This is a genomic window from Pseudorhizobium endolithicum (genome assembly GCF_902153245.2).
Lineage (GTDB): Bacteria > Pseudomonadota > Alphaproteobacteria > Rhizobiales > Rhizobiaceae > Neorhizobium > Neorhizobium endolithicum.
This window is the reverse complement of the sequence record NZ_CABFWF030000013.1, coordinates 39,251-55,693: the sequence shown is the minus strand read 5'-3', so window position 1 is coordinate 55,693 and position 16,443 is coordinate 39,251. Positions and strand designations below refer to the sequence as shown.

Annotated in this window: 16 protein-coding genes and 1 pseudogene; 7 read left to right on the top strand and 10 right to left on the bottom strand. The window is 64.6% G+C overall.

Annotated elements, in window-relative coordinates:
• Positions 1 to 73 precede the first annotated feature (73 nt).
• The 3 genes and pseudogenes from lepB (at position 74) to era (ending at position 2,484) form a co-directional block, all read left to right on the top strand.
• Positions 74 to 820 (top strand): annotated as a pseudogene (gene lepB / locus RTCK_RS13415) (signal peptidase I).
• Positions 821 to 1,537 carry a ribonuclease III gene (rnc, locus tag RTCK_RS13410; protein ID WP_142593165.1) on the top strand — a complete coding sequence of 239 codons (717 nt, stop codon included), beginning with the start codon at positions 821 to 823 and terminating at the stop codon, positions 1,535 to 1,537.
• An 8-nt stretch (positions 1,538 to 1,545) separates the two neighbouring features.
• Entirely contained in the window at positions 1,546 to 2,484 is a 939-nt protein-coding gene (gene era, locus RTCK_RS13405; protein WP_142593164.1) for a GTPase Era, read from the top strand.
• 7 nt (positions 2,485 to 2,491) lie between these two features.
• On the opposite strand, the gene RTCK_RS13400 is transcribed toward era, so the two are convergent.
• The gene (locus RTCK_RS13400) at positions 2,492 to 2,857 is read right to left on the bottom strand and encodes a hypothetical protein (RefSeq protein ID WP_142521228.1); all 366 of its coding nucleotides are present in this window, start codon (positions 2,855 to 2,857) and stop codon (positions 2,492 to 2,494) included.
• A gap of 151 nt (positions 2,858 to 3,008) precedes the next feature.
• On the opposite strand from RTCK_RS13400, the gene recO reads away from it, so the two are divergent.
• Positions 3,009 to 3,761, top strand: coding sequence for a DNA repair protein RecO (recO, locus tag RTCK_RS13395; protein ID WP_142521227.1), 753 nt, complete (start codon positions 3,009 to 3,011; stop codon positions 3,759 to 3,761).
• Here the strand turns inward: recO and RTCK_RS13390 are convergent, their stop codons facing one another.
• The 5 genes from RTCK_RS13390 to RTCK_RS13370 all read right to left on the bottom strand — a co-directional run bounded on the left by RTCK_RS13390 (position 3,762) and on the right by RTCK_RS13370 (position 10,318).
• Positions 3,762 to 4,988 (bottom strand): MFS transporter, encoded by a 1,227-nt coding sequence (locus RTCK_RS13390; protein ID WP_142521226.1) that lies wholly within the window; start codon positions 4,986 to 4,988, stop codon positions 3,762 to 3,764.
• Between the two features lie 104 nt (positions 4,989 to 5,092).
• Complete coding sequence (locus RTCK_RS13385) at positions 5,093 to 5,989, bottom strand: DMT family transporter (protein ID WP_142521225.1); 897 nt, start codon at positions 5,987 to 5,989, stop codon at positions 5,093 to 5,095.
• 130 nt (positions 5,990 to 6,119) lie between these two features.
• Positions 6,120 to 6,965, bottom strand: coding sequence for an MOSC domain-containing protein (locus tag RTCK_RS13380; protein ID WP_142593163.1), 846 nt, complete (start codon positions 6,963 to 6,965; stop codon positions 6,120 to 6,122).
• A gap of 9 nt (positions 6,966 to 6,974) precedes the next feature.
• Positions 6,975 to 7,625 (bottom strand): HD domain-containing protein, encoded by a 651-nt coding sequence (locus tag RTCK_RS13375; protein WP_142593162.1) that lies wholly within the window; start codon positions 7,623 to 7,625, stop codon positions 6,975 to 6,977.
• Positions 7,622 to 10,318, bottom strand: coding sequence for a DUF2339 domain-containing protein (locus RTCK_RS13370; RefSeq protein WP_142593161.1), 2,697 nt, complete (start codon positions 10,316 to 10,318; stop codon positions 7,622 to 7,624). Before RTCK_RS13370 ends, RTCK_RS13375 begins: the two co-directional genes overlap by 4 nt.
• 259 nt (positions 10,319 to 10,577) lie before the next feature.
• Here RTCK_RS13370 and RTCK_RS13365 point away from each other — a divergent pair, with 259 nt between their 5' ends.
• The 3 genes from RTCK_RS13365 (at position 10,578) to RTCK_RS13355 (ending at position 13,383) form a co-directional block, all read left to right on the top strand.
• Positions 10,578 to 11,609: an ABC transporter substrate-binding protein gene (locus RTCK_RS13365; protein ID WP_142593160.1), complete on the top strand. Its 1,032-nt coding sequence runs from the start codon at positions 10,578 to 10,580 to the stop codon at positions 11,607 to 11,609.
• A gap of 170 nt (positions 11,610 to 11,779) precedes the next feature.
• Positions 11,780 to 12,568 (top strand): ABC transporter ATP-binding protein, encoded by a 789-nt coding sequence (locus RTCK_RS13360; RefSeq protein ID WP_185928013.1) that lies wholly within the window; start codon positions 11,780 to 11,782, stop codon positions 12,566 to 12,568.
• Positions 12,565 to 13,383, top strand: a complete 819-nt coding sequence (locus RTCK_RS13355; protein WP_142593159.1) for an ABC transporter permease — start codon at positions 12,565 to 12,567, stop codon at positions 13,381 to 13,383. The genes RTCK_RS13360 and RTCK_RS13355 overlap by 4 nt, the downstream gene beginning before the upstream one ends.
• A gap of 33 nt (positions 13,384 to 13,416) precedes the next feature.
• Here RTCK_RS13355 and RTCK_RS13350 read toward each other — a convergent pair whose 3' ends face one another.
• The 4 genes from RTCK_RS13350 to ygfZ all read right to left on the bottom strand — a co-directional run bounded on the left by RTCK_RS13350 (position 13,417) and on the right by ygfZ (position 16,410).
• A complete protein-coding gene (locus RTCK_RS13350; protein ID WP_142593158.1) occupies positions 13,417 to 14,310 on the bottom strand; it encodes a mechanosensitive ion channel family protein in 894 nt (297 codons plus the stop codon).
• 125 nt (positions 14,311 to 14,435) lie between these two features.
• Entirely contained in the window at positions 14,436 to 14,957 is a 522-nt protein-coding gene (locus tag RTCK_RS13345; protein ID WP_142593157.1) for a tyrosine phosphatase family protein, read from the bottom strand.
• Entirely contained in the window at positions 14,954 to 15,538 is a 585-nt protein-coding gene (locus tag RTCK_RS13340) for an HD domain-containing protein (protein ID WP_408004554.1), read from the bottom strand. Before RTCK_RS13340 ends, RTCK_RS13345 begins: the two co-directional genes overlap by 4 nt.
• 29 nt (positions 15,539 to 15,567) lie before the next feature.
• Complete coding sequence (gene ygfZ, locus RTCK_RS13335) at positions 15,568 to 16,410, bottom strand: CAF17-like 4Fe-4S cluster assembly/insertion protein YgfZ (protein WP_142593155.1); 843 nt, start codon at positions 16,408 to 16,410, stop codon at positions 15,568 to 15,570.
• Positions 16,411 to 16,443 lie beyond the last annotated feature (33 nt).

Below are 16,443 nucleotides of genomic sequence, written 5' to 3'. Positions count from 1 at the left end.
TTGCCGACGTCCGGCGAAGGGTCTAGAGATGCCGCACACCGCAAATAAGCCTGACTGAAGAGAAAGACCGCCAGTGTCCGACAGAGCCGACAAGAAGCACGAGAGCGCCCTCTGGGAAAACATCAAGGTCATCATCCAGGCGCTGCTGCTGGCGATGGTGATCCGCACCGTCTTCTTCCAGCCCTTCACCATCCCGTCGGGTTCGATGATGCCGACGCTGCTCGTCGGCGACTACATCTTCGTCAACAAGTTCGCCTACGGCTACTCGAAGTATTCGCTGCCATTCTCGCCCGATCTTTTCGACGGGCGCATCTTCGGCAGCGAGCCGGAACGCGGCGATGTGATCGTCTTCCGCCTGCCGACCGATACCGATGTCGACTATATCAAGCGCGTCATCGGCCTGCCGGGCGACCGGATCCAGGTCACCGACGGCGTCCTTTCCATCAATGGGGAGTCGGTGCCGCGGCAGCCGAACGGCGCTTTCACCTCCGACTAGTGCCTTGACCCAGGGGCCGACGTGCCCGTCTATCGGGAGACCCTGGACAACGGCGTGAGCTTCGATACGCTGGACCAGGTGCCGAATTCTCGCGGCGACAACACCCGCGAATTCATCGTGCCTGAAGGCCACTACTTCTTCATGGGCGACAACCGCGACAACTCCTTGGACAGCCGTTTTGACGTGGGCTTCGTGCCCGCCGAGAACCTGATCGGCCGCGCCTCCATCATCTTCTTCTCCGTTGGCAACGACACGTCCTTCCGCGAGTTCTGGAAGTGGCCGGCGAACATGCGTTGGGACCGCCTGTTCAAGGGTGTCGAGTGAATGAAGGCGAAGGCGCTCTCGGCTGACGACAGGTCGAAGCTTGAGGAACTGACCGGACACCGGTTTGCCGACCAGCAGTGGCTCGATCGCGCTCTGACCCACGCGAGTGCCGGATTGGCCAAAGGGCCTAACTACGAGCGGCTGGAATTTCTCGGAGACCGCGTTCTCGGCCTCTGTGTCGCGGAACTGCTGTTCCAGACCTTCCGGACTGCCACCGAAGGGGAGCTCTCCGTCCGGTTGAACCAGTTGGTGAGCGCGGAAAGCTGTGCCCAGGTTGCCGACGAACTGGAGCTCCACCGCTATATCCGGACAGGTTCGGACGTAAAGAAGTTGACGGGCAAGCGGATGCTGAACGTACGGGCGGACGTGGTGGAGAGCCTGATCGCGGCGCTCTATCTCGACGGTGGACTGGAGCCTGCCCGCAGGTTCATCCTCCGCAACTGGCGGGACCGCGCGACCCGCGCCGATGGTGCTCGCCGCGACGCCAAGACAGAGCTGCAGGAATGGGCCCATGCGAAATTCGGCCTCACTCCGTCCTACCGGATCGACGATCGGAGCGGACCGGATCATGATCCCCGCTTCACCGTCACGGTGGAGGTGAAGGGCGTGCCGCCGGAAACGGGCAGCGACCGTTCGAAACGGGCTGCGGAACAGGTGGCCGCCACCAAAATGCTGGAACGCGAAGGCATATGGCCGAAGGCCCCTGCCGAAGGTTGATTGGAACCATGACAGATAACGAGAACATGACCGGTGCCGGGACAGAGGGAGCCGCGACGCGCTCCGGCTTCGTGGCGCTGATAGGACCGACCAATGCCGGCAAGTCGACGCTTCTGAACCGGCTTGTGGGCGCCAAGGTCTCAATCGTCAGCCACAAGGTCCAGACGACGCGCGCCATCGTCCGGGGCATTGCGATCCACGGCAATGCCCAGATCGTGTTCATGGACACACCCGGTATCTTCAAGCCGCGCCGGCGGCTGGACCGCGCCATGGTGACGTCCGCATGGGGCGGCGCCAAGGATGCCGACCTGATCATGCTGCTGATCGACAGCGAGCGCGGCCTGCGCGGCGATGCCGAAGCGATCCTGGAAGGCCTCAAGGAGGTCAGGCAGCCGAAGATCCTCGTCTTGAACAAGATCGACCGCGTGAAGCCGGAAGACCTGCTGAAGCTTACCTCGGCCGCCAACGAGGCGATCGAGTTCGAGCGGACCTTCATGATCTCCGCAACGACAGGGTCGGGCTGCGAAGACCTGATGGATTTCCTTGGCGAGCGCCTGCCGGAGGGGCCTTGGTACTATCCGGAGGACCAGATCTCGGACCTTCCCATGCGCCAGCTTGCGGCCGAGATCACGCGCGAGAAGCTCTTCCTGCGCCTGCATCAGGAGCTTCCTTACGCATCGCACGTCGAAACGGAGAAGTGGGAGGAGCGCAAGGACGGCTCCGTACGCATCGAGCAGGTGATCTACGTCGAGCGCGAAAGCCAGAAGAAGATCGCGCTCGGCAAGGGCGGAGAGGCGATCAAGGCTATCTCGACGGCGGCGCGCAAGGAACTGTCGGAAATCCTCGAGCAGCCCGTGCACCTCTTCCTGTTCGTGAAGGTGCGCGAGAACTGGGGCGACGATCCGGCCCGCTTCCGCGAGATGGGGCTGGAATTCCCGAAGGGCTGATCGGCTGCTACTTCTGCCGATCCATCAGCGCCTTGACCTCGAGATACCGGCGGCGGTTTTCCGGCTCCTGCTCGTTTTCGGAGTAGCAGGTATCGGAGATGCAGAAGCGGGTAAGGGTGAAGGGCGGCGTCGCGCTGCTGAATTCGCACTCGATCTCGTTGGTGAAATCGCTCGCCTTGGCATCCTCGCGCGTCGAATAGGTCAGTCGTGCACCCGGCGGGTCCAGTTCGGGGAAGGACTGCACCACACCTGTCTTGATGACGGGCACCAGCAGGAAGTTCTGCGCGACGGTGACGCAGGCCTTCTCCAGTTCCGGTGACTGGGCCATGGCGGGAGAGGCGGCGAGCAGGAAGACGAGCGGAAGGTATCTCATGGATGCTCCTGAGGTCGGAATTCGCCGGGGCAATTCCGAAGAGGGGCAATTTGTTCCAAGGCCCGCAGGATTAAAGGGCAGGAAAAAGTGATTCAGCTTCAGCGGCTTGTCCGCTACTGTTGAATCGGATCGCGAAACTGTTGAAGTGCCGATGCAGTGGCAAGACGAAGCAATCATAATCGGCGTGAAGCGCCACGGTGAGACGAGTGTCATAGCCGAGGTGATGACGCGCTCGCGCGGCCGGCATCTGGGCCTCGTCCGGTCCGGCCGCTCGCGCAGCATGCAGCCCGTGCTCCAGCCGGGGAACCGGGTGGACGTGGTCTGGCGCGCGCGGCTCGACGAGCATCTCGGCGAGTTCAAGCTGGAGCCGCTTCGTCTGCGGGCCGCGCGTCTGATGGAACAGGCAACCTCCGTCTACGGCGTCCAGGCCATGGGTGCGCTTCTACGCCTTCTGCCGGAGCGTGACCCGCATCCGCATCTCTACGAGGCGCTCGACGTCATCCTTGAGACGATGGACGATCCGGCCGATGCGGGAGAACTCTTCATCCGCTTCGAACTCGCGATCTTGAACGACCTTGGCTACGGGCTGGACCTGAGCGAATGCGCCGCCACCGGCGCGCAGGAGGACCTGAAATATGTCTCGCCGAAATCGGGGCGGGCGGTATGCGGCGCGGCCGGCGAGCCCTATGCGGACCGGCTCCTGGCGCTGCCGGCCTTTCTCCGGGAGGGTTCCAACGCCGGCGCCGATCCGGTCGGGCTGTCGGCCGCCTTCCGGCTCACCGGCTTCTTCCTCCATCGCCATGTCTACGAGCCGCGCGGCATCACGGAGAACGCCGCCCGGGACGGCTTTGTCCAGGCGGCGCTGAAGGCTCTGGCGCTCCAGGAAGAGCGGAAGGCCGGCTGATCAGGCTGGCTGGGCCACCGCCAGCGGGCGCTCGACGGGCTTCTCCCGGATCGGCCAATGGACGATGGCGGCGAAGATGCCCAGAGCAACCCCCAGCCACCAGACCGGATCATAGGACCCGAAACGGTCGTACAGGAAGCCGCCCATCCAGACGCCCAGGAACGAGCCGACCTGGTGCGACAGGAAGACGATACCGCCCAGCAGGCCGAGATGGCGGGTGCCGAACATGATCGCCACAAGCGCGTTGGTGGGCGGCACGGTGGAGAGCCACAGCAGGCCCATGACGATCGCGAAGACGATGACGGAGGAGGGCGATTGCGGCAGGAGCAGGAAGGCGGTCACCGCGACGGATCGGGCGATGTAGATATAGGCGAGGAAATAGGGCTTGGAGTATCGCTGCCCGATGACGCCGGCGGCCAGCGATCCGATGATGTTGAAGAAGCCGATCAGCGCCATTGCGATCACTGCATAGCTGGCCTCGATGCCGATATCCCCGAGATAGGCCGGGAAATGCGCGGTGATGAAGGCGACCTGGAAGCCGCAGACGAAGAAGCCGCTGACGAGCAGCAGGTAGCTCTGGTGCCCGAAGGCCTCCCGCAGCGCTTCGCCGACGGTCTGCTTGAACTCCGCCTGGGATTGCGATCCGGAGGAGGCGTTGCCGCGCAGCGGATAGGCGAGCAGGGGCACGATCAGCATCAGGGCCGCCATGATCACCAGGCTGTCCGACCAGCCATAGGCGGAGATCAGCCCTTGGCTCAGGGGTGCGAACAGGAACATCCCGGCCGATCCGGCCGCCGTCCCGATACCGAAGGCGAACGAGCGCCGCTGCGGCGTCACGTTGCGGGCGAAGGCGGAGAGAATGACGCCGAACGAGCCTGCCGCGACCCCGAGGCCGACCAGCACGCCGCCGCCAATATGAAGCGCGGTCACGGAAGCTCCGGTGGACATGAGCAAGAGGCCCGCGCAGTAAAGCACGCCGGAGAGCGCCAGCATGCGGCCGGTGCCGTATCTGTCGGCGAGTGCACCAAAGATCGGCTGCCCGAGGCCCCAGCTCAGGTTCTGGATCGCCATGGCCAGTCCGAAGGTGGAGCGGTCCCAGCCGGTCTCCGAGAGCATGGGCAGTTGGAAAAAGCCCATCGCGGATCGCGGCCCGAAGGTCAGCACGGCAATCAGGGAGCCTGCGATGATGATCAGCCAGGGCATGGGATTACGGGCGGCCTGCGTCATCGATGATGCCTCCTGCATGACTCAAGTGCTCGACCATACTGCCGCCGCCGGCAAAGCCAAAGTCAGTTTTCCTCAGCGATGCATCATGGAAATTGATGCTTCGTTCAGATCTCTCCGGGCGGATCGATCCGCGGCGTCCGCCGGCCGCTGCGGGCTTCCCGGTAGATGGTGAAGAGGCCGGCGCAGACCACGATCAGCGAACCTGCCACCATGTTGAAACCAAGCGTCTCGCCATAGATGAAGACGCCAATCAGGGTGACGAGCACCAGTTGCAGGTACGACATCGACTGCACGATCACGGCATCGATATGGTCGAAGGCGCGGATCAGTAGGTAGTGGCCGACGACCCCGAGGATGCAGAGCAGGAGCATCCACCAGCCGTCGTTTCCTGCGAAGCTGGACCAGTAGAAGGGGCCGATGATGGAGATGGCGGCTGCGCCCGCGACGCCGGTATAGAAGAAGCTGGTATTGGCGGTATCGGTCCGGCTGGCGAGCCGGGTGGTGATGGAATAGAGGCTGTACATGACGGCGCCGGCGATCGGCAGCAGCAGGCTGATGTCGAAGCCGCCGGTCTCGGGCTTGAGGATCAGCAGTACGCCCAGGAACCCGATGGCAATCGCCGTCCAGCGCCGCCAGCCGACGCGCTCCCCGAGCAGCGGCACGGAGAGCAGTGCCACGATCAACGGCGCCGACTGAAAGATCGCCTGGCTTTGCGCGAGGCCGACCACCGCAAAGGAAGTGATCGCGACGACGATCTGCACAGCCAGAAGCACGCCGCGGAAGATCTGCAACGCCGGCCGCGGACTCGTCGCCGTCCCGATCACGCCGCCGCGGGAGCGGCTGGCGAGAAGGAGCGCGAAGGCCGCGAAGGCCCAGTAGCGCATCATGGCGATGAAGACCGCGGGATAGTTGTCTGCCAGATGTTTGGAAACGCCGTCCTGGATGGAGAAGATCGTTACTGCGAGAAGCGCGAACGCGAGGCCTGTCGCCCGAGAAGTCATGAATGATGCAGTCCCTGAAATGGCCGCGCCCGGGGGAATGCCCTGCACCTGCCTTGCGAAGAGCCGGCAGGTTGTCTGACAACTCTTCCCAAGGAAAATAACGAACATCAACTCGCTGGCAAGGTCAGATTCAGCGTCTTTTGATCGGCCACCTGATTTCCCGATATGCGGTCACTCTGGCCTCGTCTCCGATGCGGATCCGGCCTGTGCTGCGGGGCACTGCATTCCAGCCGAAGAGCGGTCCGGGTACCCGTCGGTCGGCGGACATGCGGATGCGTCCCATGGCGGGGAGGGGGCTTGCGGCCTCGCGTGATCCCGTCTGCTGATCCTGCGCGGTCATGATGCAGCGGGCGCAGGGTTTGACCAGGTCGAAGGCGATGCCCCCGACCTCGATCGATACCCAACCGTCTTCGGCCCATGCCTCGTCCGTATCGAGCACGATGTTCGGTCGGAACCGCTCCATGCCGACCGCGCCTTCGCCATGGGCCTGCATGTCGGCATTGAGTGCGTGGAGCGAGGCAGTCGTCGTGATCAGCACCTGATAGCCGTCCGCAAAGGCGACGGGCGTCCCGTCCCCGGTCCATTCGGCGCTGGCGGTGCGACGGGACAGATCGTCGAAGAAGACGAGCCTCACGTCGCGCCCAAGCCAGGCGGAGAGCGTGGCATTGGTCTTGTCCTCGCCGAGCGCCGCGCTGACGGGCGACTTCCAGACGGTGACGTCGAGACGCCGCCGTGGGTCCGGCGCCGCCACGTTCAACAGGGCGCTCGCCATCGCGATCCTCACCCCATGCTCCTCGGCTACGACGGTCAGCCGCGCAAGCGCCGGCAGGTCGCGTTGCGTGATGAACATTCCTTCCGGATCGGTGATCATCATGCGCCGGTCGCCGGGTATGCCGGCAAGCGTCATATCCGCCTCCTCCAGCGGAATGCCGCGGGCGCTCTTGAGGGGATAGAGGTGAAGTTCGCTGACCTTCATGGGAAGCCTTCAGATTTCATCGAGGAAAAGTTCGAGGACCTGTTCCAGGCGCTGGTGCCGTTCCTGCGCCAGGGCTCTTCCTGCAGCCGTCTGGAACCCGTCCGCCAGCTTGAGGAGCTTGGTCTGGAAGTGGTCGATCGCGAAGCGGCTGTCGTCCAGCGGCCGCTCCTTCGCAAGCGGGTCGGAGGGATCGTAGAGGCCCGAACTCATCCGCCCGGCGATGTAGAAGCAACGGGCGGCGCCCATCATGCCGATCGCGTCGAGCCGGTCGGCGTCCTGCAGGATCCTCGCCTCCAGCGTCTCCGGCGCGATGTTGGCCGAGAAGCTGTGCGCGGTGATTGCATGCGCGACGGCGGAGATGCGAAGCTCTTCCCAACCCATCGCCCGCAGGATGCCGGCCGCCTTTTCGGATGCCAGCCGCGAGGCCTGCGCGCGCAATGGCGAGCTCTTCTCCACGGCGACACAGTCGTGCAGCAGCACGGCGGCGGCCAGCAGGCGGCCGTCGCCGCCCTCCGCCGCATGGATACGCATCGCGTTGCGGAAGACGCGCAGGAGATGGGCGAGATCGTGCGAGCCGTCGTCCCCCTCCGTCGCATGGGGCAGCAGAGCGGCGGCGAGTTCTTCATGCGGTGAAAAGGCCGATGCCGGAGAGGTCGTCATGATCCGTCCTGTGGAGCTTCCGGGAGCCCGCCCGGCATCCGTGGCCGCCGGGCAAGGATCTTCTGGTAGAACAGGCCGATGCCCATCAGCACGAGTCCGAGCCCGATGAACGACAGCGCCCGCAATATGCCTTCGAGGTTCGACATGTCGACCAGGAAGACCTTCAAGACCGTGATGATGACAAGTCCTGCCGAGGCGATCCTCAGGCTGCGCGCATCGAACCGGGATCCGAGTACCAGCAGCACCACGCCGATCAGCAGCCAGACGACGGAATAGGTGTAGGTCTCGTTGGCGAGAAAGCCTTTCCAGTCGGCAATGTTCTCGCCGTGCCAGAAGCGGCGGACGGAGAGGGTGGCCCAGAGGAAGCCGAGGACGGAGCCGGCGATGGCAAGCATCGCGACGTAAGGCCGTGGCCGCTTGTCGCGGGCATAATAGGCGAGCCCGGCATAGCAGAGGGCAGGCAGGAGGTAGCCGATCAGCAGCAGGTTGACGAACGGCCAGCGGCCGGTGCCTTCGCCGCTGAGATAGGGGTTGAGGGCAAGGACGTGCAGGGACAGCACGTTGAGGGTAGCGAGCACGCCGGCGATCATCGATCCGTAGCGGAAGACAGGGCTCGGCGCCTTGAGGTCGAGCGTCATGAGCGTCGCCGACAGGCCGACCGTCAGCAGCGTGTAGATGGACTGCTCGCCGAGCGTCGGCACCCGGTCGTCGAGCACGCCGCCGTTCATGGCATGGCGCACGAGGACGGCGAGCGCCATCATCACCATCAGCGTGGCGAGCGCCTGCAGGAAGTTGCGGGCTCGGCTGTCCTCCCAGTTGCGCATACCATAGGCCGCCAGCACCGCGAGAACGGCGGGAATGCCGTATCCCGGCAGCAGCGCGTTGAAGAAGGGACTGGTGCCGAGCTGTGCGGGGCCGACAAGCGTCGGCTCCCATGCGATCCGGCCGAAGATGAGGAGGAGTGCCGCGCCCATCGCCCACGGGAGCGCCGGCCACGGCCGCCACCGCGTCGCTGCGATGTAGCAGATGCCGAGGACAGAGAGCAGGATCGTGGTCGTCACCCCGTTGGTCAAGGCATGCAGGCTGAAGGCGAAGGCGGCGAAGGAGCCGAGTACAACGAGATTCGCAGCCCGATCCCCCGTTGCGGCGTCGCTGCCCCGGAAGCGCCATTGCGCTGCGGCCAGCAACGCGGTCCCCAGGAGCAGGCCATAGGCGCCGTGCGTCCAATCGCGGGCCAGGAGGCCGAAGTTCAGGAAGCTGATGGTCGCGACGGCGATAGGAACGGCCGACATGAAGACTGCCCAGAGCGAAGCTAGCTTGCCGCCCCGGTCCCCGTGGAGGCGCAGGAAGGTGAAGCCGAGAAAGGTAAAGACGGCGCCGAGCAGCAGGCTGACCGCGATCTCGATCCCGAAGCCCCGGGGTGCCGGCATCGAGCCGTCGGCGGCTACGGGCGGGACGTGGTCGAGCAGGATGAGCGCCATCAGCCCGATGCAGGCCACGGCGCCGGCCGCCGAAAGGATGGCCGGCCATACGGCATGGGAACGGGCCGCTCCGACGGCCCCCAGTGCCGCCATCAGCGACGCGCCGGCGAAGACGGAAAGGACGGTCGCTCCATCATCGGCGGCGACAAGGGCGAATGCCGAGAGCAAGGTGACGAGGGCAAGAGAGAGGCTGATACCCAGCGGGCGCCGCCGCAGGAAACGCCACCAGGTTTCCTCCTCCGGCGGGACATCGTCGAACCGGCGGCCCGGCCAGACGAGGGCGCTGCCGGCGATCATGACGAGGAGTGCCAGCGTCGGCGGCAGCGGATCGGGCGGAAAGGCCTCGAAAACATACATCATAACCCAGATACCCAGGCCGAGGTTGGCGAGTGCGGGAACGATGGTCCACCGACGGAGCCGGGCGGCCGCGGCCGAGGCAAGCCATGTGACGGCGAGAAAGGTGAAGAGTGCCCAGGCGCTCGGGGCATTGGAAGCGACGAGCGCCGGCGTCAGCAGCGAGCCGGCGAGGCCGAGCCCGGCCAGCGCCTGGCCGTGCAGGAGCGAAAGCGCAAGCGTCGCAAGCGAGATGAGGGCCAGCAGCGCGAAGGCGACGGCAGGGCCGATGAAGCCATAGTAGCCGTGTGCGGCGTAGGTGGCGCCAAGAAGCGTGACAGCCCCAGCCGCGGTCAGGACGCCGGGGATCATCGCGTTGCTGTAGCGGGCGGCGACCTGGGGTACCATCCGCCGCCGCACCGCTTCGCCCGAAGCGAGCAGGATCGCGCCGAAAATCCCGGCGAGAACGAGGCGCGCCTCCGGGCCGATGAGGCCGGCCTCGATGGAATAGCGGATGAGGAAGATGCCGCCCAGCGCAAGCGCTATCCCGCCGACCCAGACAGCCCACCGGGCGCCGAGGGTGCTTTCGAAGGAGTGAGACGCGATCTCCTCCCCCTGCGGCACCTGTTCCCCGCTGGCCGTTGCGTCGGCAACCGTGTCCATCGCGAGGGGCGGTGCACCAGGATCAGCTTCGGCCGGCCTGTCTTCCGCGTTCGGCGCAGCAATCGCGGTTTCCACGATCGCCTTCGTGGACGGATGTTCCCCCTGCAACTGCTGGCGCAGCGCCGCAAGTTCGTGCTCGAGCCTGGCCAGGCGTCGCGAGGTTTTTCTTTGCCATGCGATGCCAAGCACGATGACGAGAAGCAGCAGAAGATCCATCGTGTGGCCCCGTCCGAGATGTATTCCGCTTATACATGCGGGGCCGGTGATTCCAAACCTCCACCGCATCTGATCCGGGCGGGATGTCGCCTCTGCCGAGTTCGCCTAAAACCTGGTCGAATTGCCTGTCCGCACGTCAGGTTTGACGAAAAAATAATCAGAAAAATAAATGGCGAATAAGTAGGCAAATAATGCTTGCTTCCCGCCCGTCTTGTCGCTTTGAATGAGCCATTCAACCAGCAGGGGAACGACAAGAACAATGTTCACACGCAGATATCTGACCAGGCTTGCAGCCGCCGCTGCCGTCGCCGCGAGCTTCGGCTTTCCGTCGATCGCCTCTGCCGAGACGCCGATCAAGTTCACGCTCGACTGGAAGTTCGAGGGGCCGGCGGCGGGCTTCCTGCTCGCGCTCGACAAGGGCTACTTCAAGGAAGAAGGCCTCGACGTGACGATCGACACCGGCAACGGCTCGGTAGAGGCTATCCCGCGCGTGGCGACGGGCACCTACCAGATGGGCTTCGGCGACATCAACTCGGTGATCAAGTTCCTCGACGAAGACCCGTCGCAGAAGGTGAAGGCCGTGATGATGATCTACGAGCGGCCGACCTTCGCGGTCGTCGGCCGCAAGACGCTCGGCGTGACGGAGGATCCGAAGTCGCTGGAAGGCAAGAAGCTCGGCGCACCGCCGCCGGATGGTGCCTTTGCCCAGTGGAAGGCCTTCAAGCAGGTTGCCGGCATCGACGACAGCAAGATCACCATCGAATCGATCGGCTTCCCCGTCCGGGAGCCGATGCTCGCCCAGGGAGACGTGGACGCGGTCTTCGGCTTTGCCTTCTCCGTCATCCTGAACCTCAAGGCTCAAGGCATCGCCGACGACGACATCGCCACCATCCTGATGGCCGAGAACGGCCTCAACCTCTACGGCAACGCCGTCATGGTGAACACCGATTTCGCGGCAGAGAATCCGGAGGCCGTGAAGGGCTTCCTGAAGGCGCTCGCCAAGGGTTTCGCCGATGCCGTAGCCGATCCGGAAGAAGGGGTGGCCGCCGTGCTGAAGCGCAATGAGACGCTCAACCCGGATATCGAACTCGAGCGGCTGTCCATGGCCAACGCCATGAACATCAAGACGCCCAACGTAAGCGAAAACGGCTTCGGAGGCGTCGACATGGAGCGCCTCGGCGCATCGATCGAAACGCTCAAGCTGTCCATGGGCCTCAAGGGCGAGATAAAGGCGGAGCAGGTCTTCGATGCGAGCTACCTGCCTCCGAAGGAAGAGCGGATGCTGCCGTAAGGCGTCATGGAGGCCTGCCTCTCACCCTGACCCTCTCCCCGCACATGGGAGAGGAAAGGCACCACAAGAGGACGAGGGGAGCGACCTATCCTTTCTCCCCGCAGGCGGGAGAAAGGTGACGGCAGCCGGATGAGGGCGCCTCCCTCCTCGGCCTAGAGAAAGAAGAAGCAATGCCCCATCTCGTTTCCATTGATGACGTCGACATGCGCTATGGCGGCGCAGAAGGCACGCTCGCCGTCTCGGGTCTCACCATGCGGGTCGGCAAGGGCGACTTCGCGGCCGTCGTCGGCCCCTCCGGCTGCGGCAAGTCCACGCTGATGAAGCTCGTCACGGGGCTCCACATTCCGCAGAAGGGCACGGTCATCGTTGCCGGCCGGCAGGTGACGCAGCCGGTCTCGATCGTCGGCATGGCCTTCCAGAATCCCACCATGCTGCCCTGGCGGACGACGCTCGAAAACATCCTGCTGCCCCTTGAGATCGTCGAGAGGCACCGCCACCGCCTGCGCGCCAACCGCCGGGAGTATGTCGGGAAGGCCGAGCACCTCCTGGAACTGGTCGGGCTGAAGGGATTCGGGGCAAAGTTTCCGTGGCAATTATCGGGCGGCATGCAGCAGCGTGCCAACCTGTGCCGGGCGCTGATACACGAACCGGACCTGTTGATGCTCGACGAACCCTTCGGCGCGCTGGACGCCTTCACCCGCGAGGAACTCTGGTGCGTCATCCGCGACCTGCACGCGGCGCAAGGGGTCACGATCATCCTCGTCACGCATGACCTGCGCGAGGCGGCCTTCCTGGCCGACAAGATCTTCGTCATGAGCGCGCGCCCCGGCCGGATCCTGCGGGAGCACCGTGTTCCCTTCGAGCGTCCCCGCGAGTTGGAACTGATGTACGAAACCGAGTTCAACGACCTCGTGCACCAGTTGCACGGCGAGATCGCCAGCGCGAGGATTGCCGCATGACCATCGTCTCGGACACCATCTCGCAGGACCCGGAGGCAAAGGCTCGGCCGATGCGCATCAACTGGGTCCGAGCGGCCCCATGGCTCTACACGCTCGGCCTCTTCCTGGTCTGGGAACTGCTGGTGATCGCGCTCGACACGCCGGTGACGGTACTGCCGGCACCCAGCCGCGTCTTTCAGGCCGTGGTGCAGTATTGGTCCGCCATCTGGAAGAACTCGCTGCAGACGCTGTTCACCACGACCCTCGGCTTCGGCCTCGCCGTCGGGGGCGGCCTGGCGCTTGGCCTCTTCATCGGCTGGTCGAAGACCATCTATGCCGGCCTCTACCCGTTGATGATCGGCTTCAATGCCATTCCGAAAGTAGCGGTCGTGCCTATCCTGGTGATCTGGTTCGGCATCGGCACGATCCCGGCGGTGATCACCGCCTTCCTGATCTCCTTCTTCCCCATCGTCGTCAACGTGGCGACCGGTCTTGCCACCATCGAGCCGGAAACCGAGGACGTGCTGCGTGCGCTGGGTGCCCGCAAGATGGACATCATGCTGAAGGTCGGCATTCCCCGCTCTATGCCGTATTTCTTCGGCTCGCTGAAGATCGCCATCACGCTCGCATTCGTCGGCTCGGTCCTGAGCGAAACGGTGGCGGCGAACTACGGCCTTGGCAACATGATGAGTTCGGCGCAGAGCCAGTTCAACGTGCCGCTGGTGTTTGCCGGATTGCTGGCGCTCGCCGTCGAAGGCATCGCCATGTACGCGCTGATGGCCTGGATAGAGAAGCGCATGACCGGCTGGGCCCACCGCTCCACCATGGCGAACTGAACTGCGCCAACAGCCCTCGAACCGTTCGGCGGCTCAGTTCCGTGTCTGCGGCGCCGGCTCCGACAGATGGAGGAGAGGCGGCTCCTGCTCGTCGGACGGAACACGATAGGTCACCTGCGGATAGGGGATGGTGATCCCCTGCGCGTCGAACGCCACCTTCACGCCCTTGGTCACGTCGCGCGTGGTGTTCCACCAGACATCGCTCCGTGCCCAGTAACGCAGCGTCAGGTTGACGGAGCTGTCACCCAGGCTGTCGACATAGGCGGTCGGCGCCGGATCCTTCAGCACGCGGCTGTCGCTGTTGACGAGGTCCAGCATGATGTGCAGCGCCTTGTCGATGTCGTCCTCGTAGGCGATGCCGACCTTGAAGTCGTGCATGCGCGTCGGCAGCCGGCTGTAGTTCGTCACCGGAACGTTCCACAGCGTCGAATTGGGCGCCAGCCGATAGAGGCCGTCATAGGTACGGAGCTCGGTCGCGAACAATCCGATGTCCATGATCGTGCCGTTGATGTCGTTCGTCTCGATTGCCTCGCCGACGCGGAACGGCCGCAGCACCAGCAGCATGATGCCGGCGGCAATGTTCTGCAGCGTGCCCTGCAACGCAAGCCCGATCGCCAGGCCGATCGCGCCGAGCGCCGCGAGGATCGAGGCTGTCTGCACGCCGAATTGGCCGAGCACCATGACGACGACGAGCACCAGAACGCCATAACGGACCACCTGCGCAAAGAAATGGGCGAGGGTCACGTCGATGCCGTGAATCCTGGATAGCCCCTTGAAGGCCCATCGGCTCAGCATGCGCGATGCGATCCATCCGACGGTGAGAAGGACGAGCGCGCCGACGATCGAAAAGGAATATTGGACGGCCAGGGCCATCAGTTGCGCCAGGGCCGCGCGTGTGGCGACCACTGCATCGGATGCCTGTTCCATGCCTGCGTCTACTCCATTTGTTCAGCCTGCCCGCTAATTGGAGCAGGTGGCGGGGAGGTCAAGCAAGTTGGCGGGACTTTTGAAGGATCAATATCTTCTTCTTGAATATGTTGATCTTTCGCCCTTCAGGCTTTGCGGATAGGCAGCACGAAGGAGGCGCGCCCGTCGGTCTCCGCGCCGCGGCCGATGCCCTTGATTGCTGAGATCAGCCGGCCGCCGCGACCGAGCAACCGGTCGCCGAATTCGATCAGGCGAGGGTTGGGGGTCGCATGTGGGGCGGCCCGCCTCAGCCGTGCCGCGAGTTCGAAGTCATCCTCCTCCGGGTCGACCGCGAGCGACGCGATGACCGCTGCGGCGGGAGAGCGCGACACGCCCATCCAGCAGTGGATGACGATCGGCGATGCCCGGTCCCATCGCCGGGCGAAGTCGATCAACTGGACGACATGCTCCTCCGCCGGCGCCACGAGGTCGCCGGTGCCGGCGAACGCGATGTCGTTCATCTTGAGCACGAGGTGACGCTCCGCATCGATCAGGCCGGGGCGGTGGAAATCATGCTTCTCGGCCATGAGGCTCACCATGTGGCTCGCCTTGTGCCGCGCGGCCAGTTCCGCGATGCTGCCGAGGGGACAGACGACGATGGCGCTCAAGGGGGAGCTTCCGGCCGATGCCCGCGCTCGGCCTCGATCTCGGCGAAGCGCTTGAGGAATGATGACTGTGCTTCCATGGCCGGCACCGGCTGCAGCGGCAGCATCTCCTTCGTGATCCCGCGCGGCTGGCCGAAGAATTTGCGCGCTTCCTCCGGGGAAAAGCCGGCCAGTTCCGTTGCCTCGAAGAAGGCGGCAATGGCGTCGGCCTTCTTGATCTGCGCCTTCAGCTCGCGGCTCGGATGGGCCGGCAGGCCGAAACGCAGGTGGATCGCCGCTTCCAGCCGGTGTTCCACGCTCTTGTAGCCGCCGCCGACCACCGATTTGAACGGGGAGATCATGTCGCCGATGACGTATTCCGGTGCATCGTGCAACAGCGCCATCATCCGGCTCCGGCAATCCTCGCCGGTGCAACGGCGGAAGATTTCCTCCACCACCAGGCAGTGCTGGGCCACGGAAAAGGCGTGGTCGCCCCGGGTCTGGCCGTTCCAGCGGGCGACGCGGGCAAGTCCGTGCGCGATATCGGAAATCTCCACGTCCAGCGGGGAGGGGTCGAGCAGGTCCAGCCTCCGCCCGGAAAGCATGCGCTGCCACGCTCTTGGGGAGACGCGGCTCACGATCCGGCCTCGTCGTCGGTCGGCAGAGAAAGTCCGCTCCATGCCGGAAGCTCTGTCGTTACGACGATATCTCCGGCCAGCAGCGGAGTGTCCGAGGCAACGGCCGCTCCGACCCTGTCCGTTCGGACTATGGCGAGGCCGAAATGTCCGGAAACGGTGCCGAGCGTGCCGACGGGCTTTCCCCCGGCGGTGATATCCGTGCCGGAAGGCGGCAGCGCTTCCTTGGCCTCGATCTGTACCAGCCGTCTCCTGGCGGTACCGCGATGCTGCATGCGCGAGACCACCTCCTGGCCGACATAGCAGCCTTTGCGGAACGAAAGCCCGCCGTTCAGGTCCATCAGGACGTCATGGGGAAACGCGTCCTGCAGGCCATAGTCGATTCCCGATGCCGCGACGCCGGCCTGCACCCGCAGAAGGTCATAGTCGCCCCGCACGAGATTGCCGACGGCCTGTCCGGCGAGTCGCAGCAGTCGAATGCCCGATTTTGAAAAGCGTGCGTCCTCGACTCCCGCGGAGCTTGCCTCGTCACCCCACAGAACCGTCACTCCTTCCTCCGGCAGGGACTGGATCTCCACCGGCGCCCGCAGTTTGTACATGGTGAGCCTTCTTGCAAGCGCTTCCTGCTGCACGGCCTCCGTCTCCAGGACGAAGGCGTCGCCTTGCCGCCAGACCATGAAGTCGAAGAGAATCTTGCCCTGCGGCGTCAGAAGCGCCCCCGGTCGCGCTTCGCCGGCGGCGAGCGAACTCACGTCGGTGGTGATCAGGTTCTGGAGGAAATGCTCCGCGTCCGGACCGGAGATACGGATGAAGCGGCGGCTCTGGAGATAGGCAGCTGGCATGGACGGGCTCGGGAGGTTTCACTGCCTTCAGTT

What these genes read in the sequence shown, in the direction of transcription:
- rnc (WP_142593165.1), top strand. Translation starts at nt 821, where the DNA reads ATGAAGGCGAAGGCGCTCTCGGCTGACGACAGGTCGAAGCTTGAGGAA.
- era (WP_142593164.1), top strand. Translation starts at nt 1,546, where the DNA reads ATGACAGATAACGAGAACATGACCGGTGCCGGGACAGAGGGAGCCGCG.
- RTCK_RS13400 (WP_142521228.1), bottom strand. Translation starts at nt 2,857, where the DNA reads ATGAGATACCTTCCGCTCGTCTTCCTGCTCGCCGCCTCTCCCGCCATG.
- recO (WP_142521227.1), top strand. Translation starts at nt 3,009, where the DNA reads ATGCAGTGGCAAGACGAAGCAATCATAATCGGCGTGAAGCGCCACGGT.
- RTCK_RS13390 (WP_142521226.1), bottom strand. Translation starts at nt 4,988, where the DNA reads ATGACGCAGGCCGCCCGTAATCCCATGCCCTGGCTGATCATCATCGCA.
- RTCK_RS13385 (WP_142521225.1), bottom strand. Translation starts at nt 5,989, where the DNA reads ATGACTTCTCGGGCGACAGGCCTCGCGTTCGCGCTTCTCGCAGTAACG.
- RTCK_RS13380 (WP_142593163.1), bottom strand. Translation starts at nt 6,965, where the DNA reads ATGAAGGTCAGCGAACTTCACCTCTATCCCCTCAAGAGCGCCCGCGGC.
- RTCK_RS13375 (WP_142593162.1), bottom strand. Translation starts at nt 7,625, where the DNA reads ATGACGACCTCTCCGGCATCGGCCTTTTCACCGCATGAAGAACTCGCC.
- RTCK_RS13370 (WP_142593161.1), bottom strand. Translation starts at nt 10,318, where the DNA reads ATGGATCTTCTGCTGCTTCTCGTCATCGTGCTTGGCATCGCATGGCAA.
- RTCK_RS13365 (WP_142593160.1), top strand. Translation starts at nt 10,578, where the DNA reads ATGTTCACACGCAGATATCTGACCAGGCTTGCAGCCGCCGCTGCCGTC.
- RTCK_RS13360 (WP_185928013.1), top strand. Translation starts at nt 11,780, where the DNA reads ATGCCCCATCTCGTTTCCATTGATGACGTCGACATGCGCTATGGCGGC.
- RTCK_RS13355 (WP_142593159.1), top strand. Translation starts at nt 12,565, where the DNA reads ATGACCATCGTCTCGGACACCATCTCGCAGGACCCGGAGGCAAAGGCT.
- RTCK_RS13350 (WP_142593158.1), bottom strand. Translation starts at nt 14,310, where the DNA reads ATGGAACAGGCATCCGATGCAGTGGTCGCCACACGCGCGGCCCTGGCG.
- RTCK_RS13340 (WP_408004554.1), bottom strand. Translation starts at nt 15,538, where the DNA reads ATGCTTTCCGGGCGGAGGCTGGACCTGCTCGACCCCTCCCCGCTGGAC.
- ygfZ (WP_142593155.1), bottom strand. Translation starts at nt 16,410, where the DNA reads ATGCCAGCTGCCTATCTCCAGAGCCGCCGCTTCATCCGTATCTCCGGT.